At 62.4% G+C, this 23,525-nt stretch carries 13 protein-coding genes; 9 read left to right on the forward strand and 4 right to left on the reverse strand.

All coding sequences use genetic code 11. The annotated features are described in order from the left end of the window. Window positions 1–695: 695 nt before the first annotated feature. Window positions 696–1,412 (forward strand): FadR/GntR family transcriptional regulator, encoded by a 717-nt coding sequence (locus tag ACT01B_RS19915; RefSeq protein WP_445144937.1) that lies wholly within the window; start codon window positions 696–698, stop codon window positions 1,410–1,412. A gap of 12 nt (window positions 1,413–1,424) precedes the next feature. After that, the gene (locus tag ACT01B_RS19920; RefSeq protein WP_445144938.1) at window positions 1,425–3,464 is read left to right on the forward strand and encodes an MGH1-like glycoside hydrolase domain-containing protein; all 2,040 of its coding nucleotides are present in this window, start codon (window positions 1,425–1,427) and stop codon (window positions 3,462–3,464) included. 66 nt (window positions 3,465–3,530) lie between these two features. Here the strand turns inward: ACT01B_RS19920 and ACT01B_RS19925 are convergent, their stop codons facing one another. The 3 genes from ACT01B_RS19925 to ACT01B_RS19935 form a co-directional block, all read right to left on the reverse strand. Continuing rightward, entirely contained in the window at window positions 3,531–6,653 is a 3,123-nt protein-coding gene (locus ACT01B_RS19925) for a WD40/YVTN/BNR-like repeat-containing protein (protein WP_445144939.1), read from the reverse strand. A 123-nt stretch (window positions 6,654–6,776) separates the two neighbouring features. Further along, complete coding sequence (locus ACT01B_RS19930) at window positions 6,777–10,010, reverse strand: WD40/YVTN/BNR-like repeat-containing protein (protein ID WP_445144940.1); 3,234 nt, start codon at window positions 10,008–10,010, stop codon at window positions 6,777–6,779. After that, window positions 10,007–10,777 (reverse strand): hypothetical protein, encoded by a 771-nt coding sequence (locus tag ACT01B_RS19935; RefSeq protein ID WP_445144941.1) that lies wholly within the window; start codon window positions 10,775–10,777, stop codon window positions 10,007–10,009. Before ACT01B_RS19935 ends, ACT01B_RS19930 begins: the two co-directional genes overlap by 4 nt. A gap of 443 nt (window positions 10,778–11,220) precedes the next feature. Here ACT01B_RS19935 and ACT01B_RS19940 point away from each other — a divergent pair, with 443 nt between their 5' ends. Beyond that, window positions 11,221–13,410: a TonB-dependent receptor family protein gene (locus ACT01B_RS19940; protein ID WP_445144942.1), complete on the forward strand. Its 2,190-nt coding sequence runs from the start codon at window positions 11,221–11,223 to the stop codon at window positions 13,408–13,410. Window positions 13,411–13,489: 79 nt separating this feature from the next. Further along, window positions 13,490–16,717, forward strand: a complete 3,228-nt coding sequence (locus ACT01B_RS19945; protein ID WP_445144943.1) for a WD40/YVTN/BNR-like repeat-containing protein — start codon at window positions 13,490–13,492, stop codon at window positions 16,715–16,717. A 166-nt stretch (window positions 16,718–16,883) separates the two neighbouring features. On the opposite strand, the gene ACT01B_RS19950 is transcribed toward ACT01B_RS19945, so the two are convergent. Continuing rightward, window positions 16,884–18,053: a XylR family transcriptional regulator gene (locus ACT01B_RS19950; RefSeq protein ID WP_445144944.1), complete on the reverse strand. Its 1,170-nt coding sequence runs from the start codon at window positions 18,051–18,053 to the stop codon at window positions 16,884–16,886. A gap of 728 nt (window positions 18,054–18,781) precedes the next feature. On the opposite strand from ACT01B_RS19950, the gene ACT01B_RS19955 reads away from it, so the two are divergent. From ACT01B_RS19955 to ACT01B_RS19975, 5 genes are all read left to right on the forward strand, one after another. After that, window positions 18,782–19,903 carry a fatty acid desaturase family protein gene (locus tag ACT01B_RS19955; RefSeq protein WP_445144945.1) on the forward strand — a complete coding sequence of 374 codons (1,122 nt, stop codon included), beginning with the start codon at window positions 18,782–18,784 and terminating at the stop codon, window positions 19,901–19,903. 538 nt (window positions 19,904–20,441) lie between these two features. After that, window positions 20,442–20,852: a hypothetical protein gene (locus ACT01B_RS19960; protein WP_445144946.1), complete on the forward strand. Its 411-nt coding sequence runs from the start codon at window positions 20,442–20,444 to the stop codon at window positions 20,850–20,852. 77 nt (window positions 20,853–20,929) lie between these two features. Beyond that, complete coding sequence (locus ACT01B_RS19965; RefSeq protein WP_445144947.1) at window positions 20,930–21,241, forward strand: hypothetical protein; 312 nt, start codon at window positions 20,930–20,932, stop codon at window positions 21,239–21,241. Between the two features lie 264 nt (window positions 21,242–21,505). Then, window positions 21,506–22,453 (forward strand): ABC transporter ATP-binding protein, encoded by a 948-nt coding sequence (locus ACT01B_RS19970; RefSeq protein ID WP_445144948.1) that lies wholly within the window; start codon window positions 21,506–21,508, stop codon window positions 22,451–22,453. After that, window positions 22,450–23,211 carry an ABC transporter permease gene (locus ACT01B_RS19975; protein ID WP_445144949.1) on the forward strand — a complete coding sequence of 254 codons (762 nt, stop codon included), beginning with the start codon at window positions 22,450–22,452 and terminating at the stop codon, window positions 23,209–23,211. Before ACT01B_RS19970 ends, ACT01B_RS19975 begins: the two co-directional genes overlap by 4 nt. The last annotated feature ends 314 nt before the right edge of the window (window positions 23,212–23,525 follow it).

The following is a 23,525-nucleotide window of genomic DNA, read 5'->3' on the forward strand; positions in this document are numbered from 1 at the left end:
GGGCGGCTCTCGGCGCATACGAGACCGCCTCGCCCCATCAAATGGCGAACCATCCACTACCCGCGGCTTTGTTGCCCCCCTCAAGAAGTAGGGTCCGATGCGGCCCTGCTCCTGCTTGGAGGGATTCCTCCCCAGGCGTTGCCAGCGAGCCCCGTACTTCCCCTCCCCAGGGTTAGCGTCTTGCGGGCTCGCGCTCTTCGTCAGGCCTCCGTCGTCGACACCCGGCTTCTCGTCCAGCAAGCCCCCCGCTTGCAGGCCCAAGCAGGCCCGGGTCGAACGCATCACACCTGCACATCACATCTGTCGAACGCCTTCGCGGCGCCCGGCGGATGAGGGGCATGCAACCACATTGTGTGATTATCATGCAAGTAGCTTCCGGCACGCGGCGACCTGCTTGTGCGACGCATCATGTGCGCGACAAGGCGCTTGCTCGAATCGAATCGGCGTTGCATGGCCCGCTGCGAGAGACGGAGTGGCGGCACGAACAGGTCATCGATGGATGTCGCTTATCGCAGCGCGTCATCGAGGAGCGTGTCGCGGTTGATGCAGGCCGGTCGCGACAATGAAAGAATCTGGCGACTCTGCTTGGCAGAGCAGCTGCAAAGTGCTTATAGTCAATTTGTATGACAATCGCATCGAGCGGCGCGCCGCGCGGCACGGCGACCATGGTCGGAACAGGGGAGCGCGAGCATTTCATGAGGAAGTCGAAGGCCGTCCGTAGCCTTTACGGGCACGTCATGCACGAGCTCGGCCAGCGCATAGTCAGCGGTAAGGTCAAGCCTGGCGATGTGCTGCCGCGCGAAGAGACGCTGGCGCAAAGCCTTGAGGTAAGCCGCACGGCGCTGCGCGAGGCGCTCAAGGTGCTATCCGCGAAGGGTTTGATCGAATCACGCACGGGCGTGGGCGCCCGCGTGCTGGAAGAGCGTCACTGGAATCAGCTCGACGCCGACGTACTCGCCTGGCGTTGCGCCTCCATGCCCACCGACGATTTCGTCGACAAGCTGGTCGAGATGCGCGAAATCATCGAACCGGCCGCTGCCGCCTCGGCTGCGCGCCGGCGCACCAGCGCGCAGCTGGTCCAGATCGAAAAATCCTTTCGTGCGATGGAAGCCGCGCAGACGCTCGAGGCGTGGACCGAGGCCGATCTCCAGTTCCACGATGCCGTGCTGCAAGCGACCTGCAACGAGTTGCTGCAATCGCTATTCTCCGTGGTGGAGTCCTCGCTCGGCACGTTCTTCACGCTGTCGGCGCGCAACGTGAGGGACTTCAAATATTCCTTGCCGCACCACCAGAAGGTCCTGGACGCCATCCGGCGCAAGCAACCCGAAGCCGCGCGCAAGGCCATGCTGACCATGATTGCCGACTCGCACGCCAGCTTGCAGCGCAACCGCAAGCGCGCGCAAAAGGGCTGAGTGCCTCACTCCATGCATCCAGCCGTAAAGTGCGTGATCCTTGCGTCGATCACGATCGCATGCGTGCTTGGAAGCGGCCGCGTATGCGCTGATTCGGCGGCGGCTCCGAACGACGCGGACACCCGCTATGACGACGTGCTTGATTTCCACGGCACACCCAAGACCGCCAGAGATCGAAGCTTCAATATCTTTTTTGATGCCGGATCCTGGCATGGTTACAGCTTGCCTCCCGCAAACGATCTGGCCACGGGCTTCACGGGCCCGTTTGTGCACAGCCTGGGGAACGGCGAATGGGCCGGCGCGCGCATGGCGCAATTGCAGCTGCAGGATGCGGCGACGCATCGGGGCATCGCGCTGGTCCCCTTGGAAAGTCACGCCGCTCCGGGCTACCTGGTGCGCCGCTTTCATTCCCCTTCCTTGGCGGTGGATCAGACGCTGTTCTTTGCCAATTCGTGGCATGCGCTGGTGCGGATCGAGCTCACCTCGTCGATGGTGCAAGACATCGACCTTGGTATCGAAGGGCATGTGATGCCCTCGCTGACAGGGGGAATCGCCAAGGAAGGTGACACCGTCGTGCAGACCTTTCCCGGCTCCCGCTCAAAGCTGACAACAAGAGTTCTCCTCGACGGCCTAGGCACCGACCGCATCCTGCTTTCTGGCACAAGCTATCGCATCGATCTGCATCAGACGCTGCATCTGCAGCCGAATCAGACGGTGGTGGTTTTCGTCGATCAAACCCTGATCGTCGACCCGCAGGCTGGAATGCCACTACCTGTCGATGTCGCTACAGCCTGGACGCAAAATCGCGCCCGTTGGACGGGTTACCTCAAGTCCATCGCATCCAGTGAAGTCTCAGGCCTAGCCGATGACCTGACACGACGTGTCGCCATCAAGGCGGCGGAGACGATGTTGGGTAACTGGCGAGCCGCGCGGGGCGATCTGCACCATGACGGCATCGTACCGTCCTATTCCAACCCTGACTTCAACGGATTCTGGGCCTGGGATTCGTGGAAACATGCAGCCGCGCTGGCCCGGTTCGCTCCCGAGCTCGCGCGCGATCAAATGCGTGCCATGTTCGACTATCAGGCCGCCGACGGCATGATTCCCGACTGCGTCTTCCGCGATCAGGCCAACAACAACTGGCGGGATTCCAAACCCCCGCTGGCCGCCTGGGCAACGCTGAAAATCTATCGCGCTACCGGCGATACGGCTTTTCTGGCCGAGATGTACGACAAGCTGGTGCGCTATCACCGCTGGTGGTTCGAGGCCCGCGACCACGATCACAACGGCCTTGCGGAATTTGGAGCGACCGACGGCAGCAAGAAGGCGGCGAGGTGGGAAAGCGGCATGGACAATGCCGTCCGTTTCGATGGCATCCGCATGCTCCCGAATGGAAAGAAGGCATGGTCGGTCGATCAGGAATCCGTCGATCTCAATGCTTATCTGTACGAGGAAAAGCGCGATCTGGCGCAGATCGCTGAGAAACTGGGTAATAGCCACGATCAACAACAATGGCTGGAGGAAGCCGCCGCCATGAGACGCGCCATCCAGGCGCGCATGTTTGACCCCGCGCTGGGCTACTTTTTCGATGCCAAGCTTGGCCGAGATGAACGCGTGCGTGTTTACGGTTCGGAAGGCTGGGCACCGCTGTGGACGGGTGTGGCCGACCCCGATCAGGCCAAGGCCGTGGTGAAGGTGATGCTGGATCCGAACAAGTTCGCCACGTTCCTGCCCTTCCCCACGCTTGCGAAGGACGATCCGAGATTTTCACCCATCAAGGGCTACTGGCGCGGCCCGGTGTGGCTGGATCAGGCTTATTTCGGCGTCGAGGCGCTGAGGCGCTATGGCTACGATCAGCAGGCAGACGAAATGACGCGTCGGTTGGTGCTCCACGCCAAGGGCCTGACCGACCAGGCCCCGATGTATGAGAACTATGACCCCCTGACCGGTCAGGGCTATCAATCAACCAATTTCAGCTGGGCCGCCGCAAGCTATCTTTTGCTGCTGCAAGGCAGTGCGCATGGCGAGCGGGCTGATCGTCCGATCGAGTAGCGCACCGCCCGGCTCGGTGGCTGCAGCGAGGCCACGCCATGGCAAGCGCGTAGCCTCGAACGTATCTCACCAAGCGACCGGTTTTTGCCCGGCGACCTTAAGCTGTGCGTTGATCGCGGCGAGATCGGTTTCCTTCAGCTGCTTCCAGGCGTCGAGCGTTGACGTCAGCGTCTGCGTGAGTGCGGCATAGGACGCCAGGGCGTCCTTGCTGGGATCGGCATCGGCACCATCGACCGCTTGTTTGAGCTTGGCCAGGTTCATCGAGAGCGCAGTCAGGCTATCGGTGCGCCGAGGTGGTGCGCCCATGCTGTTGCGCGGATCGGGATGCAGCACGACTCCGGACAAGTCCAAGGTCTTGTCCATCAGGCTCGCGATCTGGGTGTGCAGGGTGGTGTCAGCGTGCGCCTGCCGTGCATCCAGCTCCTTGAGCAAGTGGGTGGCTTCCGTGGTGGCCGCCCCGGTTTTCTCGGCCGCCTCCTCTACCTTGCGCGCCAGCTCGAATTCGCGCTGCAAGCCGGCTTCGGAGACTTTCACGCGAGGATCGGCAAGTAGCCGCAATGGCTGTCGATAGCCGTGGCCATCCACCTTGAGCTCAACGGTATAGCTGCCAGGTGCCGCCCACACGCCCAGGTTTTCCTTCTCGGGATCCGGCGTGGCGGCCACCGGCTGCGGATAATGCAGATCCCACACGAAACGGTGCATGCCGGCCGCCGTCGAGAGGCGTATCGGTTCGGGCACCCATTCCGGCGCCATTTCGAGTTTGCCCGCATCCGGCGATGTCACCGGGTCGGTGCTACTGAAGCCGCGCACCTTGTTGCCCTGCGCGTCGAACACGCTCAGCGTCACGGCACCCTTGCTACCTTTGGGCAGTGCGTAATCGATGACGGCGCCATCGGGCGGGTTCGCCGCCATCGGCTCGTCCTTCGGGAACGGTGTGCCGGTGAAGCCGGACGGGCGCACGCGAATCGCGTCGGCGGGCTTGAACAAGGTGACCGCGTTGGCGCGCACGTCGTTGGCCTGCTGCAGCGCCGTGACATTGTCCATGATCCAGAAGCCGCGACCGTGCGTGGCGATGACCAGGTCGCTGCCATGCACGTCGATGTCGCGCACCGAGGTCATCGGCAGGTTCTGCTGCAGCGGCTGCCAATGCGTACCGTCGTCAAACGACACGTAGATGCCCTTTTCGGTGCCGGCGTAGAGCAGGCCCCGGCGCACGGGATCCTCACGCACGACGTTGACGAAGCTATCGGCGGGAAGGCCGGCGTCAACGCGCGTCCAACTGCTGCCACCATCATTGGTGCGGTAGATGTACGGAGCGTCGTCGTCCAGACGATGGCGGTCGACCGCCAGGTAGGCCACGTTGGCGTCGTAGTGTGACGGTTCGATGCCACCGACCTTGGACCATGGCGTTAGCGCATTCGGCGTCACCTGGCGCCAGTGGTCCCCGTCGTCATCGCTACGCCAGACCAGCCCGTCGTCCGTGCCCACCCACAGCGCCTTGGCGCTGAGCGGCGAGGGTGCGATGGTGTAGATCACGCCGCGGCGCGCGTCGATATGGTTATCGTCGGCCGCGGTGGCTGCGTCCAGATTGGACGGTATACCGGCATCCTCGCGGGTCAGGTCGGGGCTGATCGGCGTCCAGTGGTCGCCACCATCGGCCGTGCGAAACAGGCGTTGGTTGGCGAAGTACAGCACCTTGCTGTCACGTTTGGAGAAGGTCAGCGGCAGCGTCCACGCGCCGCGATAATGCGCGGCGGGATAGGCCAGGGTGGGATCGACATCGCGCACCTGCCCGCTATGCGTGTCCAGCTTGTCGACGTTGCCGCCATAAACGATATCGGGATCATCCGGATCGGGCGCGATCATGCCGCTCTCGCCGCCGGGCGTGATCTCGTGGAACTGTTCCATGGTGATGCCATCGCCGCCACCGCGGCTGGGTAGCGCCACCGCGCCGGAATCCTGTTGCGCACCGTAGACCCAATACGGAAAGCGATTATCCGTGCTGACGTGATAGATCTGCGCCGTCGGCTGGTTGAACCAGGTGCTCCAGGTCTTGCCGCCGTTGAGGGTGATCACGGCGCCCTGATCGGTGCCAAGAATCTGTCGACCCGGCTCGGTCGGGTCGATCCACATCTGGTGGAAATCGTCGCCGGTCGGATCGCCCTTCATGGCGATGAACTGCTTGCCGCCGTCGTCGGAGCGCAACACGATGGTATTCATCACGTAGACGCGATCTGCGTTCTTAGGATCGACGGTCAGACGGGAGAAGTACCAACCGCGCTTCCAGATACGCTGATCGTCGGTGAGGTGCTTCCAATGCGTGCCGCCATCGTCGGATCGGTACAGTCCGCCTTCGCCCTGCGCCGCATCGACCAGGGCATACACGCGATTGGGCTGACTGGGCGCCACCGCGATGCCGATGCGGCCCGGATGCGCAGGAAAGCCGTTGCCTTGCAGCTGGCTCCAGTGACTGCCGCCGTCACGCGATACGTACAGGCCACTGCCCGGCCCGTCCGACGGTGGGTACACACTCCATGGTGGGCGCCGCGTCTGCCATAGCGCCGCGTAGATGGTGTCGGGGTCGCCGGGCTTGAAAGCAAGGTCGATCGCGCCGGTGTCGGCGTCCTTGAACAGCACCTTGCTCCAATGCGTGCCGCCGTCAGTGGAGCGGAACACGCCGCGCTCGGCATTGGCGCCGTAGGCATGGCCAAGCGCCGCGGTGAACACCACGTTGGGGTTGCGCGGATCCACCAGCACATTGGCGATCTGCCGGGTGTCTTCCAGGCCGATATGGGTCCAGTGCTTGCCGGCATCCGTCGATTTGTACATGCCATCGCCATGGGCGATGTCCGAGCGCATGTCGGCTTCACCCGAGCCCACGTAGATCGTGTTCGGATCGGACGGCGCCAAGGCCAACGCGCCAATCGAACCTGCCTGCTGACCGTCGAAGATCGGCTGCCAGGTACGCCCGGCATCCTGGGTCGCCCACACGCCACCATCCACGGCACCGAAATAGAAATGACGGCTGTCCCCGGGAATGCCGGCGGCCGTCAGCACGCGACCGCCACGAAACGGCCCGATCAGGCGCCAGTGCAGATCCTGATACAGGGACGGATCCACGGCCGCATGTGCGCTGAGCGCTGTGGAGATTCCAAGGGCAAGCAGCGCAAGTTGGCGACGCAGAAGCATGAGCAATTCCTTAGTACAAAACGGGTCAAAGGGTTAAGGCAACGGGCCAGGTCGTGAATGAATCAGGGCGCCGAGGCGCCCCGATTCAAGCCATCTTTCGAGTTCCACGGTGAGCCGCCATCTTCAATCGCGCTCCTGCTCCTGCCCACGCATGGCCGCCTCCAGCGCCGCCTTGCCACCGCCCGCGGCACCTTCCTCTTCCGGCATCGTCTCCGGCACCGTGATTTGCTTGAGGTGCTTCGCGCCAAGCGCGGCATTGGTCTTGCTCAGGTCATTGGCGGTGAAATCGGCGAAGGCCTTCTGCACGTCACCGAGCTCACGCTTGAGCGCGTCGATCGAAGCCAGCTGATAGTCCGACGGCTTGCCCTCGTACGACATGATCGCGCCGTACAGTTCGTCGGTGTGTTCGCGCAGGCGCAACTCACCCGTGATGGCTCCCCCTTCGGTCGTCGCCACGATCTTCTTGCGAATATCGTTCGCCTTGTCGCCGAGCTCGTCGAGCTGCTTGCGCGTGGCATCCTGCGCCGGCAGCGTGGCGGCTTCGGCCTCGGCGTCGTGGCGCACCGCGTTGATCTTGCCCACCAGATCGCTCATGTCGCCAAACAGCTGCTTGACCCGGTTGGAGGCGTCGAACTGCGCCTGCCGATCGGCCACGCTGAACTTGTCGCGGCGATCGAGGCCCACCTCGAGCTGGGTCTCGAACACGTCCTTGCCCTTGGTCATGCGCACCGTATAGGTGCCCGGCGGCACGCGTGGACCCTGGATCGAGTTGCCGGCGATCTGCGCTGCCGGAGGCACGCGCGGCGCCTTGGTCTGCATCGACCATTCGACCCGGTTGATGCCGCGACGCACACTGGCGGGAATGGAGTCGACCAGGTTGCCCTTGCTGTCCAGCACCTCGATCTTGAGCTTGCCGAACAGATGACGATCGCGCTGGTAGTAGGTGATAGCCGCACCCTCCGGCGGATTCGGGCCCACGAAACCGGCGTCTCCGCCCGGCCAGCCGCCAAACGCATCGATGCGTTGCTGGATCGGCCGCGAGGGCAGGAACATCGCCTCGCTGCCTAGGACCTTGGGATCGAGCGCCCGCAACGGCGTGATGTCGTCGACGATCCAGATGCCGCGCCCGTGGGTAGCCAGCACCAGGTCCCCATCACGCGGCTGGATGGCGATATCGCGCACGGCCACGGCCGGGAAATCGCCGCCCTTGAACTCCGCCCAGTGGGCACCGCCATCGATCGAAATCCACAGACCAAACTCGGTGCCGGCAAACAGCAGGTTAGGCTTGAGCGGATCCTGCCGGATGACGTGAACATAGCCGCGCAGACCCTTGCTGTCCTGCCCTGTCACCAGGGGGGTCCACGACTTGCCGTAATCGGTGGTCTTGTAGATATACGGGTTCATGTCGCCGAAGCTGTGGCGATCGAACGCCGCAAACGCGGTGCCGGCCTCATACGGACTCGCCTCCACCCACGACACCCAGGTGCCGGCAGGCTGGCCCTTGATGTTGCCGCCCACCTTGGTCCAGCTCTTGCCGCCATCGCGGGTGAGCTGCAGGTTGCCATCGTCCGTGCCGACCCAGATCAGTCCAGCCTGTTTCGGCGATTCGCTGATCGAATAAATCGTCGTATAGGTTTCCGCCGCGGAGTTGTCCACGGTGACGCCGCCGGATTTCTCCTGTTCCTGCTTTTTAGGATCGTTGGTGGTCAGATCCGGCGAGATGCGCTCCCAACTCTGTCCATGGTCGCGCGAGCGGAACAGGAACTGCGCGCCCATGTAGATCGTGCCCTTCTCGTTCGGGCTCAACGCGATCGGCGTGTTCCAGTTCCAGCGCAGCTTCTCGTGGTAGTTCGGCTTGGGCTGGATATCGCGCGCTTCATGGGTGTGGCGGTTGACGCGGGTGATGCTGCCGCCCTGCGTCTCCATATAGATGTAATCGGCATCGGCCGGATCGGCGAACATCCAGAAGCCATCGCCACCGCAATAGTTCGTCCACTGCTGGTTGGCAATGCCGCCGGGATAGGCCGAGTCACCGACCCAGCAGGCGTTGTCCTGCACGCCGCCGTAGACACGGTAGGGATCGGCATCGTCCACACTCACGTGGTAGTACTGCGATACCGGCAGGTTGTTGCCCTTCCACCATTTGTTGCCGCCATCCGTCGAATACCACAGTCCGCCGTCGTCGCCGACGATGCTGCTCTGGGTATTGCGCGGATCGATCCACAGCACATGCGAATCGCCGTGGGCACCGCCACCGACATTGGAGAAACTCTTGCCACCGTCGAGGCTCTGGATCAACCGGAGATCGGGCTTGAACAGTCGATCCGGGTTGTTCGGGTCGACGATCAGGCTGGCGAAGTAGAACGGCCGCCACACCATCAACTGGCTCTTGTCACGCTGCTGCCAGGTCTTGCCGCCATCGTCGGAACGGTACAGCGCCGAATCCGGCGACTCGACCAGGGCGTAGACGATGGCTGGATTGGAAGGTGCCACTGTCACCGCAATACGGCCAAACGGTTGCTTCGGGAATCCCTGGTTGGCCGCGGCGGTGACTTCGGTCCAGGACTGGCCGCCATTGGCGGAGCGAAACAGGCCACTGCCGGACGGCGCGGTCGGCGATTCGCCGCCGGAACGGAAGGTCCAGCCCTTGCGACGAAAATCCCACATGCCGGCGAAGATCACGTTCGGATCTTTCGGATCCATCGAGATCGAGGCACAACCGGTGGAGAGATTCTTGCCACTCAGTACCAGCTTCCAGCTCTTGCCGCCGTCGCTGGTCTTGTACAGGCCACGATCGGACGAATCGCTCCACAACTTGCCTGGCGCACAGGCATAGACGGTGTTGCTGTCCTTCGGATCGATCAGGATCTTGGCGATGTGTTCGGAGCCTTTCAGGCCCATGTTGGTCCACGATTCGCCGCCATCGGTGGACTTGTAGATGCCGTCGCCGATCGACACGGAGTTGCGCGTCCACGACTCACCGGTACCCGCCCAGATCGTTTCGTGATTGGACGGATCGATCGCGATGTCACCGATCGACTGCACCGCCTGCTTGTCGAATACCGGCTTGTAGGTGGTACCGCCGTCGCTGGATTTCCAGATGCCACCGCTGGCCGCACCGACATAGACAGTCAGCTTGCCGTCCTTCTCGGGCACGGCAGCGAGTGCGGAGATGCGTCCGCTCATCGCGGCCGAGCCGATATTGCGTGCACTGAGGCCGGAGATCACGCCTGCATCGAATTTGGCCGGCGCTTTCGCTGCGTCAGGTGCTGCCGCTTGCGCACCCGCAGCAAACGAAAATGACGAGACCAGGACGATGGCGGGCAGCACCGCCAGCTTGCAAGGGAGGTGTTTCATGGCTTCGCTCCTGCAGCGGCGTGCCCAGTCCCGGCGGCGTGCGGGAAGGCAAAGAGGGTGTCGTCCATCGCCACGTTGGCGGCGGCCTTCTCGATCGTGACCTGTTGTTTGGCAAACGGGCCGGCACCCTTGGTCGAGGAGGCAATCGAGAACGGGAAATACACCCCGTCGACCTGTTCGTAATCGCCGTAGTCGGTCACCGTCTCGACATGGGTGCCGCGCACGATCTGGTCGGCGATCGTACGGATCTCGAGGTAGTGATCCGGATCGAGATAGACATACTCGATATCGCCGTTTTTCAGGGTGACCTTGAGCTTGTGCGCCTCGGTACCGTCGATGTCTTCGGTGCCGAGGTATTCGAGCTTGTTGCCCTGGGTCTTCCAGTCCACCAGTGGGCCGCCAATCGCCGCGTCGTCGGACAAGCCCTTGGCGTCGTCACCGGACATCGCCTCGGGATCCCGGCGACCCTCGAAGGGGGAGATCTGCCAGGCGCTCTTGCCGTCCCAGGCCTGGATCTGGGTCAGGCCCTGGAGGGTGGCCTCGGTGCGCACCGAATCGGGCGCCTTCTTGTACTGGGCAAGCGCCAGCTCGAACTGGCCACCGACGCGTAGCTTGCCGTCGAGCTTGAGCGACTTGATGGCGTGGATCTTGTCGAGCCCGCCGCGGGCGTCGACGTTCTTGGCCACCAACTCATCGGCGGTCAAGGCATGCGCCGACGTGGCCATGAGCAGCAGCCCAGCCACCAGGAACAACGATTGTGTACGCATGAAACCAAACCTCCCGCCGATGAAGCCTGCGCTAACAGGTCACACCCGGTCGCAGCGCGACCGGCCAAGAAGACACATCCAAGGCCGGCGCCGCATCCCTTGGCGGCGCCGCTGCCTGTGACACTACAGAGGTCGCAGCGGCCGCACGATGGGACAGAAGTCATGGAGCCAGGGATACTCTGATCTGTTCAGCGAGGGTGGCATGATGTCCAGAAAGCTCGCAGGGTGTGGGGCGTGGCGCCGCGCAGGCTGGCCGCCTGGGCAAGCCGCGCACCGCGGCCTGCGGGCTTTCTGGACATCACCCGAAGGGCCGGAGCTGCGGGCAGACAGAACCGGTGACACCCTCGTTGAATAGATCAGAGCATCCCTAAACGCTTGGCCTATGGCGGTGCGCTCGCCAATGCAAGATAAAGGCGTCTTTGCATCGCCACCCTGGGTAGCTCTTGTCGATTCCAAATCACACCGTCCGGCCGCTGGCCCTGGCCCTGTCCCTGGCTTCCATGACCGCACTGGCGCAACAAGCGCCCGACACACCAGTCGACCCTGACCGGGTTGCGCAGAAGCCGGCGACCAATCTTCCAGCCGTCGAAGTCAAAGCCCAGAGCTGGCGCCAGACCCTTAAGGCCAAGCTTGAGCACATGCTGGCCGAAGTCGACGGCACCATGATCACGGTGACCAAGAAGACCACGGTGACGCATCTGGACCAGCAGCCCACGGTGATTGGCAATAATCTCGATCAGCTGCTGGCACGCACTCCCGGCATCCAGGTATCCCAGCAGCCCACCCCGACCCAGTTCAACCTGAGCTATCGGGGCCTGGGCAATCCGCAAGAATCCGAATACGTGCTGGTGATGCAGGACGGCATTCCGCTGGAAAGCGATTGGATCGGCTTTCCCACCCTGTATGCCATGCCACTAACCCAGGGCCTGGCTGCCGTGGAGCTTATCCGCGGCGGCTCCAGTCTGTTGTACGGGCCCGAGCCTGCACCCGTGATCAACTTCGTGTCGCGCCGTCCCGCCGCCGACGCGCCGCTGTCGTTCACCACCGAACAGGTGGTGGGCAATCACGGTCTGTACTCGACCTACAACGCGCTCGAAGGTAGCAGCGGACACTGGAGCTATCGCGTCGACGCCGGCTATGTCGGCAGCGACGGCACCCGTCCCAACGCGGACTCGCAGATGCGTCAGGCGGATCTCTACCTCGCCTACCGACCGACAACCCAAGAGCAGTGGTGGCTGGACCTGCATGTGATCGACGCGGCATCAGGGGATGCCGGGCGGCTGAGCTACCCGCAATGGCAGGCCAACCCGCAGGCAACGCCTACACCCTACAACCGGGACTGGGTCGATCGCGACCAACTGGTGCTGGGGCATAGCCGCGAGTTCGGCGATGGCTGGCTGTTCACCGGCAAGCTGTGGTTCGCCTACCAGGACCTCGCCAGTCGAGCGGCCAACGGGGCGCTGCCACCACAACCACCGCCGACCACCACCACGCTGCAGGACGAACAGTTCCGCACGGCCGGTGCGGACCTGCGCCTGCGCAAGCTGTGGGGCAAGGGCAATGCCTTCACCGTCGGCACGACCCTGTTCGACGGCAACGATCCGTTCCGGCAGTGGACCAGCACCGACCTCTACGTCGACCGCGATGACCACAGCGGTACGCCGCGGCTGGTGCAGGCGCGCAGCTCCCGTTACGCCTCGGTGTTCGCCGAGAACGTGTTCCGTTTGCCGCATCGCTTCCATATCGTGCCCTCGGTGCGGCTTGAGCACGAACGGGTGGCGGTGGAGGAAACCGTCAAGCCGCCCTTCCTCAGCCGCCCGCTGATCAACGAGGCGGATGCGCGCACGGTGCCGCTGTTCGGGCTGGGCATCGGCAACGACTTTGGCCACGGCAACGAAACCTATTTCAACGTGTCGCAGGGCTGGCGACCGCTGCGCTACTTCGACATGGCCTCGCCGTTCGCCAATATCGTGCCGGGGCATGCGCCCGATCCGTCCAAGTCACTGTCCTGGGAAGCGGGCGTACACGGCGTGCCGGTCACCGGCCTCTACTACGACGTGAGCCTGTTCTGGATCGACTTCAAGAACCGCATCGAGGCGCAGCACATCAACGCCACCGACGTGATCGAAGTGAACTCCGGCGATACCCGCAGCCGCGGCATGGAAGGCCAGCTCAACTACGACTTCTTCGCGCCGACGGCGCTGGCCGATCACGGTGAGCATCTGGAAGGCTTCCTCAACGCCAGCCTGTTGAATGCGCGCTTCACCGCCAGTGCCACACCCGGACAAGTCGGCAAGGTGCCGGCCTATGCGCCGCGCTATCTGCTCAAGGCCGGCGTGACCTGGCGCGTCGAGCAGCGCATCAAGCTCAGTCTGACGGCGGTGTCGTCCGCCGCGCAGTATTGGCAGGACTCGAACCAGCCGCTGGGCAGCGGCAACACCTATCTGCCGGCACGCATTCCCGCCTATACCGTGCTGGATCTGGCCAGCGACTGGCAGCTCAACCGCACCGTCAAACTGCTGGCCGGCATCAGCAATCTCGCCAACCGCCAGTATTACGACCGGGTCTGGCAGACGGGGCTGGAGCCGGCGGCGGGACGCACCTGGTATACCGGTGTGAAGCTGACACTGTGAGCGATGACGCGCTACGCAACTGCTCGCCTGCCGTACCTTTTCCGTAATGTTGTCGCCACTTCGCCGCGAGAATCGCCCCATGTTGAAGCGCAATGTGCTTTGCCCCGTCATCGTGATGGCCGGCCTGCTGATGGCCGGCGCCAATCCGCTTCGGGCGACTGAGGCCGCCCCTCCATCGAGCGCGCAGGATTCGCTGGCATGGCGTCAGGTAGGACCATTCCGCGGTGGTTGGGCGACGATGGCGGCCGGTGTATCGGCTCAGCCTCATACGTTTTACATCGGCACGGCCGGTGGCGGCGTGTGGAAGACCGGCGATGCCGGGCGCACCTGGCAGTCGCTATTCGACGGGCAGCCGGCCTCGGCGGTGGGCGCGCTGGCCGTGGCGCCCTCCGACCCGAACGTCATCTACGTAGGTACCGGCGATGTGGCCGCCCGCTACGACATCGGTGCGGGTAACGGCGTGTATCGCTCGGCGGACGGCGGCAAACGTTGGCAGCACGTGGGTCTTGATGAGACACGTCACATCGGCGCCATCCTGGTCGATCCGCAGCATCCCGATACCCTGCTGGTCGGTGCGCTCGGTCACTACTACGGACCGAACCAGGAACGCGGCGTGTTCCGCTCCACCGACGGTGGCAAGACCTGGAAACAGACACTCTTCATCGATGCGGATACCGGTGTCGTCGATCTGGCCGCCGATCCCGATCATCCCAACATCGTTTATGCCGCGGCCTGGCAGGTGCGCAACTACCCGTGGCTGTCCTATTTCCAGCCGAACGCCGGGCCGGGCAGCGGGCTCTACCGCTCCAGCGACGGCGGTATCAGCTGGAGGCGCATCAGTGGACATGGTTGGCCGACCGACACGCTCGCTCGCATCGGCATCGCGACGGCGGACCATGGTCGTGTCTATGCCGTGGTCAACGATGCGACGACGAAAAGCGAGAGCGGGCTGTACCGATCGGATGACGACGGCGCCACGTGGCACGCGACCAGTCATGAAAGCTGGCTTGCCAACGACTACTTCAGCCGCATCACCGTCGATCCGGGCAACCGCGACCGCGTCTACTCGGCAGGGCAGTCGATCCGCCGTTCCGATGACGGCGGTCAACACTGGACTGTCTTCAAGGGTGCGCCCGGTGGCGACGATTACCACTATCTGTGGATCGACCCGAAAGACACGCAGCGGATGATTACCGCCAGCGACCAGGGTGCGGTCGTCAGCCTCAACGGCGGCCAGAGCTGGAGTAGCTGGTACAACCAGCCCACGGGCCAGTTCTATCACCTCAGCGCCGACGAGCAGTTTCCGTACTGGATTTATTCCGGCCAGCAGGATTCGGGCACCGTCGGTATCGCCAGTCGCAGCGACTATGGCTCGATCTCCTACCGCGACTGGCGTCCGGTCGGCGGCGACGAGCGTGACTACGACCTGCCGTATCCGGGCGACCCGAACATCGTGTTCGGCTCCGGCCTCGGTGGGCGCGTATCGCGCTGGGATCGGCGCACCGGCGCGGTGCAGAACGTCACGCCGTGGCCGGTCAACAGCTACGGCGAGCGCCCCACCGACTTCAAATACCACTACACCTGGATCACCCCGATCGCGTTCTCGGCACAGGCTCCCTATGCCTTGTACCTGGGTGCGCAGGTGTTGTTCCGCAGTACCGACCAAGGGCGGCACTGGGACGTGATCAGCCCCGAGTTGAACGCCAGGAAGGATGGCGCAACCCATTGCGACGGCTCCCCCACCACGGCACAAGCGCGCGCCTGTGGCTACGGCGTCATCTATAGCATTGCGCCGTCGCCACGGAGCAACGACGAAATCTGGATCGGTACCGACGACGGCCTGATCCAGCTCACCCGGGACGGCGGCAAGAGCTGGCACAACGTCACCCCGAAAGGCTTGCCCGAGTGGGCCCAGGTCAGCTCGTTGGATGCCTCGGCCGTGCAAGCGGGCACGGCCTATGCGGCCGTGGACAATCATCGCCAGGACGATTTCAATCCGCACGCCTGGCGCACACATGACTTCGGCGCCAGCTGGACCGACATCGCCGCGGGACTACCGGCAGGCAGTTTCGTCAGCGTGGTGCGCGCGGATCCCAAGCGTGCCGGACTGCTCTACGCCGGCACCGACCGCGGCGCCTTTGTTTCCTTCGACGACGGCTCGCACTGGCAATCGCTGCAACGCAACCTGCCGACTGCCTGGGTCCGTGACCTGCTCGTGCACGGCAACGACTTGATCGCCGCGACGCAAGGGCGCGCGATTTGGATCCTCGATGACGTGACGCCCTTGCGCCAGGCTAGCGCCGACACCGAACGCGCGGCGGCGTACCTTTACACGCCGGCACCGGCTCTGCGCGTGCGCGCAAACCAAAACAAGGACACGCCCCTGCCGCCGGAAACGCCGGTTGGCAAGAATCCACCTAGTGGCGCGGTGATCGACTACCGGCTCGCGGCTAACGCCAAGGGTCTGGTGACGCTCGACATCCTCGACAGCGACGGCAAACTCGTGCGTCAGTTCTCCAGCGCCGACCAGCCACCGAAGCTCGACGCCAAACGGTACTTCGCCGACGACTGGGTGAAGCCGCCGGCCGCGCTGTCCGCGAAAGCTGGTACCCATCGCTTTGTATGGGATCTGCGCTATCCACGTCCACAGGCGATCGAGTACGGCTACAGCATCGCTGCGACCTGGGACTCGGACACGCCAGTGACACCCGAGGGGCCGCTGGTTTTGCCGGGCAACTATCAGCTGGTGCTCCACGTCGGCGGCAAGTCGTATCGCGCGCCGCTGGTCATTGCGCTCGACCCGCGCGAGCAGGTCAGCCAGGACGAACTGGTCGCCGCGCTTACCTACTCACGCAACATCGCGGCCATCCTTCAACGCGTGTGGCAGGGCTACGGCGAAGTTGAAGCCGTACGCGATCAGCTGGATACACTTGATCGCAAACTCAACCAGAGTGCCGCGCACCAGGCGCTGCTCGAAAGCGTGGATTCGCTGCGCATCAAAACCACACCGTTGGTCGACGGCACCGGCGAAGCGTCCCTCAATCTGCACGCGATCAGCGACGCACTCGCTGCGATCGCGACCGATGTCGAAGGCGCCGACCATGCGCCGACCGACGGTCAGCAGCAGACGCTCGCCCAGTACCAGACTCATGTCGACAAGGCGCTCGCCCAATGGAGCGCGATCCGCACGACCGAGCTAACCAAGCTCAACCAGCAACTGCACGATGCAGGCATCGACGCGATCACCGTAGCGAATCCGGATCGCGTCGCCAGCAAGGAAGCCGGGGAATCAGAAGGCACCCCCTAGCTGGCCTGACCCAAGGCCCACACGATTCAATGCAAGCGTCCACATCGGTGCGAGTTCAACCGGTGGACGCGACACGTTTCTGCTTGGGCGTCCATGCGGCGATGCCCCCTGCCGCTGGCGCGATGGTGCAAGGACCGATGCCGCCTTGGTTCGCGCCATGCGCGTTTCACGTCGTCCGCAGTTGATCCAGATACTGCTTCGGCGTGCAGTTGAACTCGCGGCGGAACACCGCGTACATGTATTGCAACGAGGTAAACCCGCTGCGCACCGCCACGTCGGACAGTGACACCAACGGATTGGCCAACATGTGCCGGGCGGTCTCCAGCTTGTGGTCCAGGATGACCTGATGCACGGATTTCTTCAGCTCGCGCTTGAAGTGTTCCTCCAGCGACGTGCGCGAAATGCCAGCGTAGCAGGCCACCTGTTCGGTCTTGATCCCCATGCAGGCGTATTGGCGGATGTAATGCCGTGCGCGCATCACGTGCGGGCTGCGAATGCACTGGTACTGGCTGCTGGCCTGCACATTGATACCCGCCGGCGGCACCAGGACACGGGTAGCCGAGTAATTGCCGCCATGCAGCATCTGGTGCAGCAATTGTGCGGCGGTACGACCCATTTCTTCCGCGCCCTGGATCACCGAGCTGAGCCGGATGCAGCTGAGCATCTGCACCATGGGATCATTGTCGATGCCGACGATGGCCACCTGCTCCGGCACCGGCACGTCGGCCACGATGCACGCCTGCAGCAGCTGCCGCGCGCGAGCATCGGTGGCGGCGATGATGCCGATCGGCTTGGGCAGCGAACGCACCCATTCGGCAACCTCTTCCTGCGCTCGTCCCCAGCCACCGGCACTGGTGGGCGAGCCGTGATAGACGATGCCTTCCAGCCCGTCTGCCGAGACGAGATGACGAAACCACATCTCGCGCTCATGCGCCCAGCGGTTGTCCGGCGCAGGCGGTTTGCCGAAAAAGGCAAAGCGTTGCAAGCCGTGCTCGATCAGTTGATCGTAGGCCAGCTGCACCAGCTTCTGGTTGTCGGTGGCCACATAGGGAACGCCGACCGGATAGTGCGACTCGTCGGCATACGAACCGCCCACGGCCACCACAGGAATGGACAGGGCCGACGCTGCCTCGGCCACCATCGGGTCATCGAAGTCGGCAATGATGCCGTCGCCACGCCACTGGCGGATGCCGACCGTGCGGCTGCGGAAGTCCTCTTCCATGAACAGGTCCCACTTCACGCGCGTGCACGTGATGTATTGCCCGATACCGGCGATAACTTGCCGGTCGTAAACCTTGTTGGCATTGAAAAGCAGCGCGATGCGATGAGGTGACATAGGGACCGTTACATAAGCAACCCATTACGACATGTATTACGGTTGAATACGTAACGTAACATTTCATCGGCATACGATGCGGCGCATCAGCGGAAATAGGCCGTAAGTCACGTACGAATATTTCCTAACGGGGCTGCCACGGCTTGTTCCACACTCGCCGAAATTAGTTTCCAGCGTTTAGATCGAGACAAACAAAAGCATTGGCGACAACGCGGCTCACGTTCCCGGACTTTCTTATCTTGATCGTCTGTCCGCACGGCGCGGATACGGCATTTATCCTCGCTGGAGAGCTCATGCGGCGTTGTGCGAGTTTGCCAACGATTAACATTCATTTTTAATGATTGGATAAATCGAATTCAGCGGACCTGCTTTAGCTAGCCGGCTTGGCCGCCCTGGTACTCGGAGGCACAGGCCCTTGGTCTGTCGATCCCTGGCTGTTGCGACGGCAATGGCAGACCGCCGCATCGCCACAAGCGCGCCTACTTCATGAGCTACCTGGCTAGCGTCGGGCCATCGGTAGCGCACCTCCTGCTGCCGCAGCCCATAGGTGTTGCAACGACCGGTCGGATCCGCAACCCCATGGCAGGCGCCATTTGCCCGCAAAAATCGCTAGGCACAACACAGGGTTTGGGGCCGGAACTTTGCACTCGTTCATGACAAGAGAGCGACCCCAACGCGCACTTACAGTGCATCGACTACCATGCACTTACCTCCCCCGAGTGCGCGCCATGCCCCCAGATTCACTCGATCGTACGGTCGAAGCCGTTCGATCTTCGCCTGCGGGCACCACCACCGATCGACTGAAATTCAGCGGCGACAATACGTTCCATCGCGAGTTACGGCGGCGTGTCGACGATTATTTCAAGCAGAGCGGGCGCCCACAGCGCGACAGTGCGCGCATGTATCTGAAGACGGCAATCATCCTCACCTGCTTCATCGCCTCGTACGTGCTTTTGGTGTTCTTCGCGGCGACGTGGTGGCAGGGGCTGTTGCTTAGTGTCGTGCTTGGAATCGCCACGGCTCAGATCGGCTTCAACATACAGCACGATGCCGGCCACCAGGCATATTCGGAGCGGCGATCGATCAACAAGTGGATGGCCAGAACGCTTGACCTGATCGGCGGCAGTTCGTACATCTGGCATTGGAAGCACGCCCACTTCCACCATACGTACGTCAACATCGACGGCTATGACAGCGATATCAATCTTGGCGCACTGGCGCGGTTTTCGCCGCAGCAAAAGCACCATTGGCACCATCGCTGGCAGCACATCTATCTTTGGGTGCTATACGGCTTCACTGCCGTGAGCTGGCATCTGCATGACGACTTCCGCGACATCTTCACCGCCACGATCGGCAAGCGCCAGATTCCACGGCCGCGGGGCAAGGAGCTGGCGGTCTTCATAGTTGGCAAAGTGGCTTTCTTCACCATCGCCTTTGGCTTGCCTCTGGTATTTCACCCGATTGGCACGGTCCTGCTGTACTACACGATCGTCGCCATGGTTGCAGGCTTGCTGCTGGCGCTGGTGTTTCAGCTGGCGCATGCCGTGGAAGAGGCATCGTTTCCATCGCCGAATGAATCGGGGCGCATGGACACGCCATGGGCGATCCACCAGCTCGAGACCACCGTGAACTTCTCGCGCGATAGCCGGGTGATCACCTGGCTGGTCGGAGGCCTGAACTTCCAGATCGAGCACCACCTGTTTCCACGCGTCTGCCACATCCATTATCCGGCCATCTCACGCGTGATCGAAACAACCTGCGTCGAATATGGCGTGCCCTACCATGCCAACCGCTCATTCGCCGCCGGTCTCGCCTCGCACTATCGCTGGCTCCGGCGCATGGGCAGATAGGCAAGTCCGCCGTCACCGTGTGGCTCGAAACGCCTTGCTTCCCGGATCCTCGGGGCAGTCCAGGTAAGTGATGCCCCACCCCATTGGCCCTGTGCCGCTCCTGGCTGTAGCTCGCCACGGGCCTGGGTGTGATGAACTTGCGTCCGAACCGCTTTACGAATTCGCAACTTGGCGTAATCTTTCCTTCGCTGGGTGACCACGCAGGCGTGAGTACCAGTAGCTCATGGACGCGGCGCCTAAAGCGCGAAGCTACAAACCATAACCAAAAGAGAGGAGAAGAAATGAGCAAGGGTATGGATTCGAAAAAAGGCGATAAGAAAAAGCCGGCCAAAACCATGAAAGAGAAGAAGGCGGCCAAGCAGGAAAAGAAGAAGAACACCAAATAGGCGGATAGCCCTGCGGCACAGCGCTTGCGTCGGCCACATTTGATCGCGGCAGCAGCTCTGCAAGCGCTGGTTTTCGTCAAACCCCGGTGTTCACATTCGAGCCGGAGCGGACCTTGTCTACCAGCTGAAGATTAGGTCGAGGAGCGGAGCCCATGGAGATCAAGGTAGAGGTTTGGGATCGCGTCATGGCGTTCGCCTCCCTGCTCGCAAACGAAGAGCAGCCGGAAAAGTATGCGGTTAGCTACAACGCGCTAAGAGACTACTGCGAGGCGCAGAGTCTCGATGGCTACGACCATCCTTTTCTATGGGAGAGCCTCGCGGACTTCACCATTGACGACAGCGCAGCCATACCTCTTTATCTGCGAGCTCTGTCCAAGGCGTCAGGTGACGAGGCGCGCGCGTATCGGGTATCGATCCGGTTCGCGCTGGCTGAGCGCCATAAGAACATAGGCGAGATGGCGTTGGCTCGTGAATACGCCATAGCGGCTGACGACGAAGCCAAGGAGATAGACGACCTGGAGCTACGTCGCAGGATCAGCAGGTTTTTGCTCGCGCGGGAATGATGACGTCCGCTCCCGACTCGAACGGGACCTTCGCTAGACTGCTGTGACCAGGATCCGGGAGGGGGCTTCGAGATCATATGATTCATCGCCTGATTGGCTGCGCCGTCGTGCTGGTATGGCTTTGGATGGTTTGCCATTTGTCCCACGTGGTACCGAGCCTCGGAGTGGCGGAATCATCTGGCATTGCTCGTGCGGGGCGCGGCGCCATGTACGTCTTGCTCATGCCGCTACTTGCCGCAACTCTACTGATCTTTCCAGACTTCCTTGCAGGCCGCTTCGGCCCTGTCTCGAGAATGACCGGTGAACCGCTGCTCGAAGCCGGCATTTGGAGATTCTTTGGCTATTTCGCGTTGCTTGTCAGCTGGGGCCTTTGGGAGCTATTTCGTTGATCACGAAGGTGGCCGATGCCGCGGCCTAGCATCCGCCCGGCCTGAACGCGCGCTTCCGACCCGATGCGGACATCTGCCTCGCTAAGGTCTTCCTCGACCGGAAGAGCGCTGTCCTTCGACAGTGCGGCATGAAAGTCATGGGCCTGGCGATGCCGGGAGGAGTTGCGAGAAAACGTTGATCAAACCAGCAGTGGAGTAGTTAAGCCAGACCCCTTCTGGGCGTAGACTCCAAAAGCGGGGCGACACGCCAGACCAGGGAGTGCAATGAGCGAACAGGCCACTTCGACACCACACGCGGTTTCCGTCCGTGGTGTCACCAAGACCTATAAGGGCGGCTTCGAGGCACTGAAGTCGATTGACCTCGACATCCGACGGGGCGAGATCTTTGCTCTGCTTGGCCCGAATGGAGCGGGCAAAACCACCCTGATCAGCATCATCTGCGGCATCGTGAAGCCCAGCGGCGGCACGGTGACCGCCGATGGCCACGATGTGAGTCGCAATTATCGCCTCACACGCTCGAAGATCGGACTGGTTCCGCAAGAGTTGTCGACGGACGCGTTCGAGACGGTGTGGGCATCGGTCAGGTTCAGCCGGGGCCTGTTCGGACGCGATCGTGATGACAAGCACATCGAAAAGGTGCTGCGTGATCTGTCGCTCTGGGACAAGAAAGACGCGAAGATCATGACGCTGTCCGGCGGCATGAAGCGCCGCGTATTGATCGCAAAGGCGCTGGCCCACGAGCCAAGCATCCTGTTCCTGGACGAGCCCACCGCCGGCGTGGACGTGGAGCTTCGTCACGACATGTGGCAGATGGTTCGCCGGCTGCGTGAAACCGGCGTCACGGTCATCCTCACCACGCATTACATCGAAGAGGCCGAGGAAATGGCCGACCGCGTGGGCGTGATCTCTCGTGGCGAGTTGATTCTTGTCGAAGACAAGAACGTGCTGATGCGAAAGCTGGGGAAGAAGCAGCTATCCATCAGCCTTCAGGCACCCATGCACGTGCTCCCTGAGGGATTGGACGAGTATGCGTTGGAGCTCGCCGACGACGGCACGACGCTTACCTACACGTTTGATGCCCAGAGCGACGACACGGGCATTGCAGGCTTGTTGCGCAGGCTGGGGGACCGAGGGGTGGACTTCAAGGATCTGCATACGCTGGAAAGTTCGCTCGAAGACATCTTCGTCAGCCTGGTGCGGGGGGCACGATGAACATTCCGGCCGTTCGCGCCATTTACCGCTTTGAGATGGCCCGCACGTTTCGCACGCTGACGCAAAGCATCGTTGCGCCGGTGCTGTCGACATCGCTGTATTTCATCGTGTTCGGCGCCGCCATCGGCTCGCGCATCGGTGATATCGGCGGAACCAGCTTCGCTGCCTTCATTATCCCCGGCCTGATCATGTTGTCGCTACTCAACGAAAGCATTTCCAATGCCTCGTTCGGCATCTATCTGCCTAAATGGTCGGGCACCATCTACGAGTTGCTCTCTGCGCCTGTTTCGCCCTTCGAAGCGGTGCTTGGCTACGTCGGGGCCGCGTCGACCAAGTCGGTGATGCTGGGCTTGCTGATACTTCTCACGGCGCGTTTCTTCGTGCCTTACAGCATCATGCACCCGTTATGGATGATCGCTTTCCTGCTGCTAACGGCTGTCACCTTCAGCTTGTTCGGATTCATCATCGGTCTATGGGCCGACGACTTCCAGAAGCTGCAGGTTATCCCGCTGATGGTGGTCACCCCATTGACGTTTCTCGGCGGCGCTTTCTATTCGATCGGCATGCTCCCGCCCATCTGGCAGAAGGTCGCGCTGTTAAATCCAGTGGTGTACTTGATCAGCGCCTTTCGCTGGAGCTTCTACGGCCACTCCGACGTCAACGTCGTGTTGAGCGTCAGCATGACTGTCGCGTTCCTACTGCTCTGCGCCACGACCATTGCATGGATCTTCCGCACCGGCTACAAGCTGCGCTTGTAGCGAGTGCCGAGGGCTCAGGGTCGGCGGCAAATCGGGATGTCTCTCTTCGACCCGAAGCAGACATTACCCAAAACCTTGGTTCACTAGTTGAGAAGGAACTCATGATGAACCCGCGGTACAGGAGGTGGTTGAGGGCACCGCGCTGAAACGCAGGTATTGCGACAGGGTGAGCCAAAGGCCTGACGTGCGTTGCCGCCTCAGCCTTGGCTACGCGCTCAGCAGGACGGCACAGTTGTCCCGCCACCTCGAGTAAACGAGTAAATTGAGCCGTCAATCATGACGGCGCGCAAGATTGGGCCTGGCCACGCTTCCCC

Source organism: Dyella sp. Tek66A03 (genome assembly GCF_052567735.1).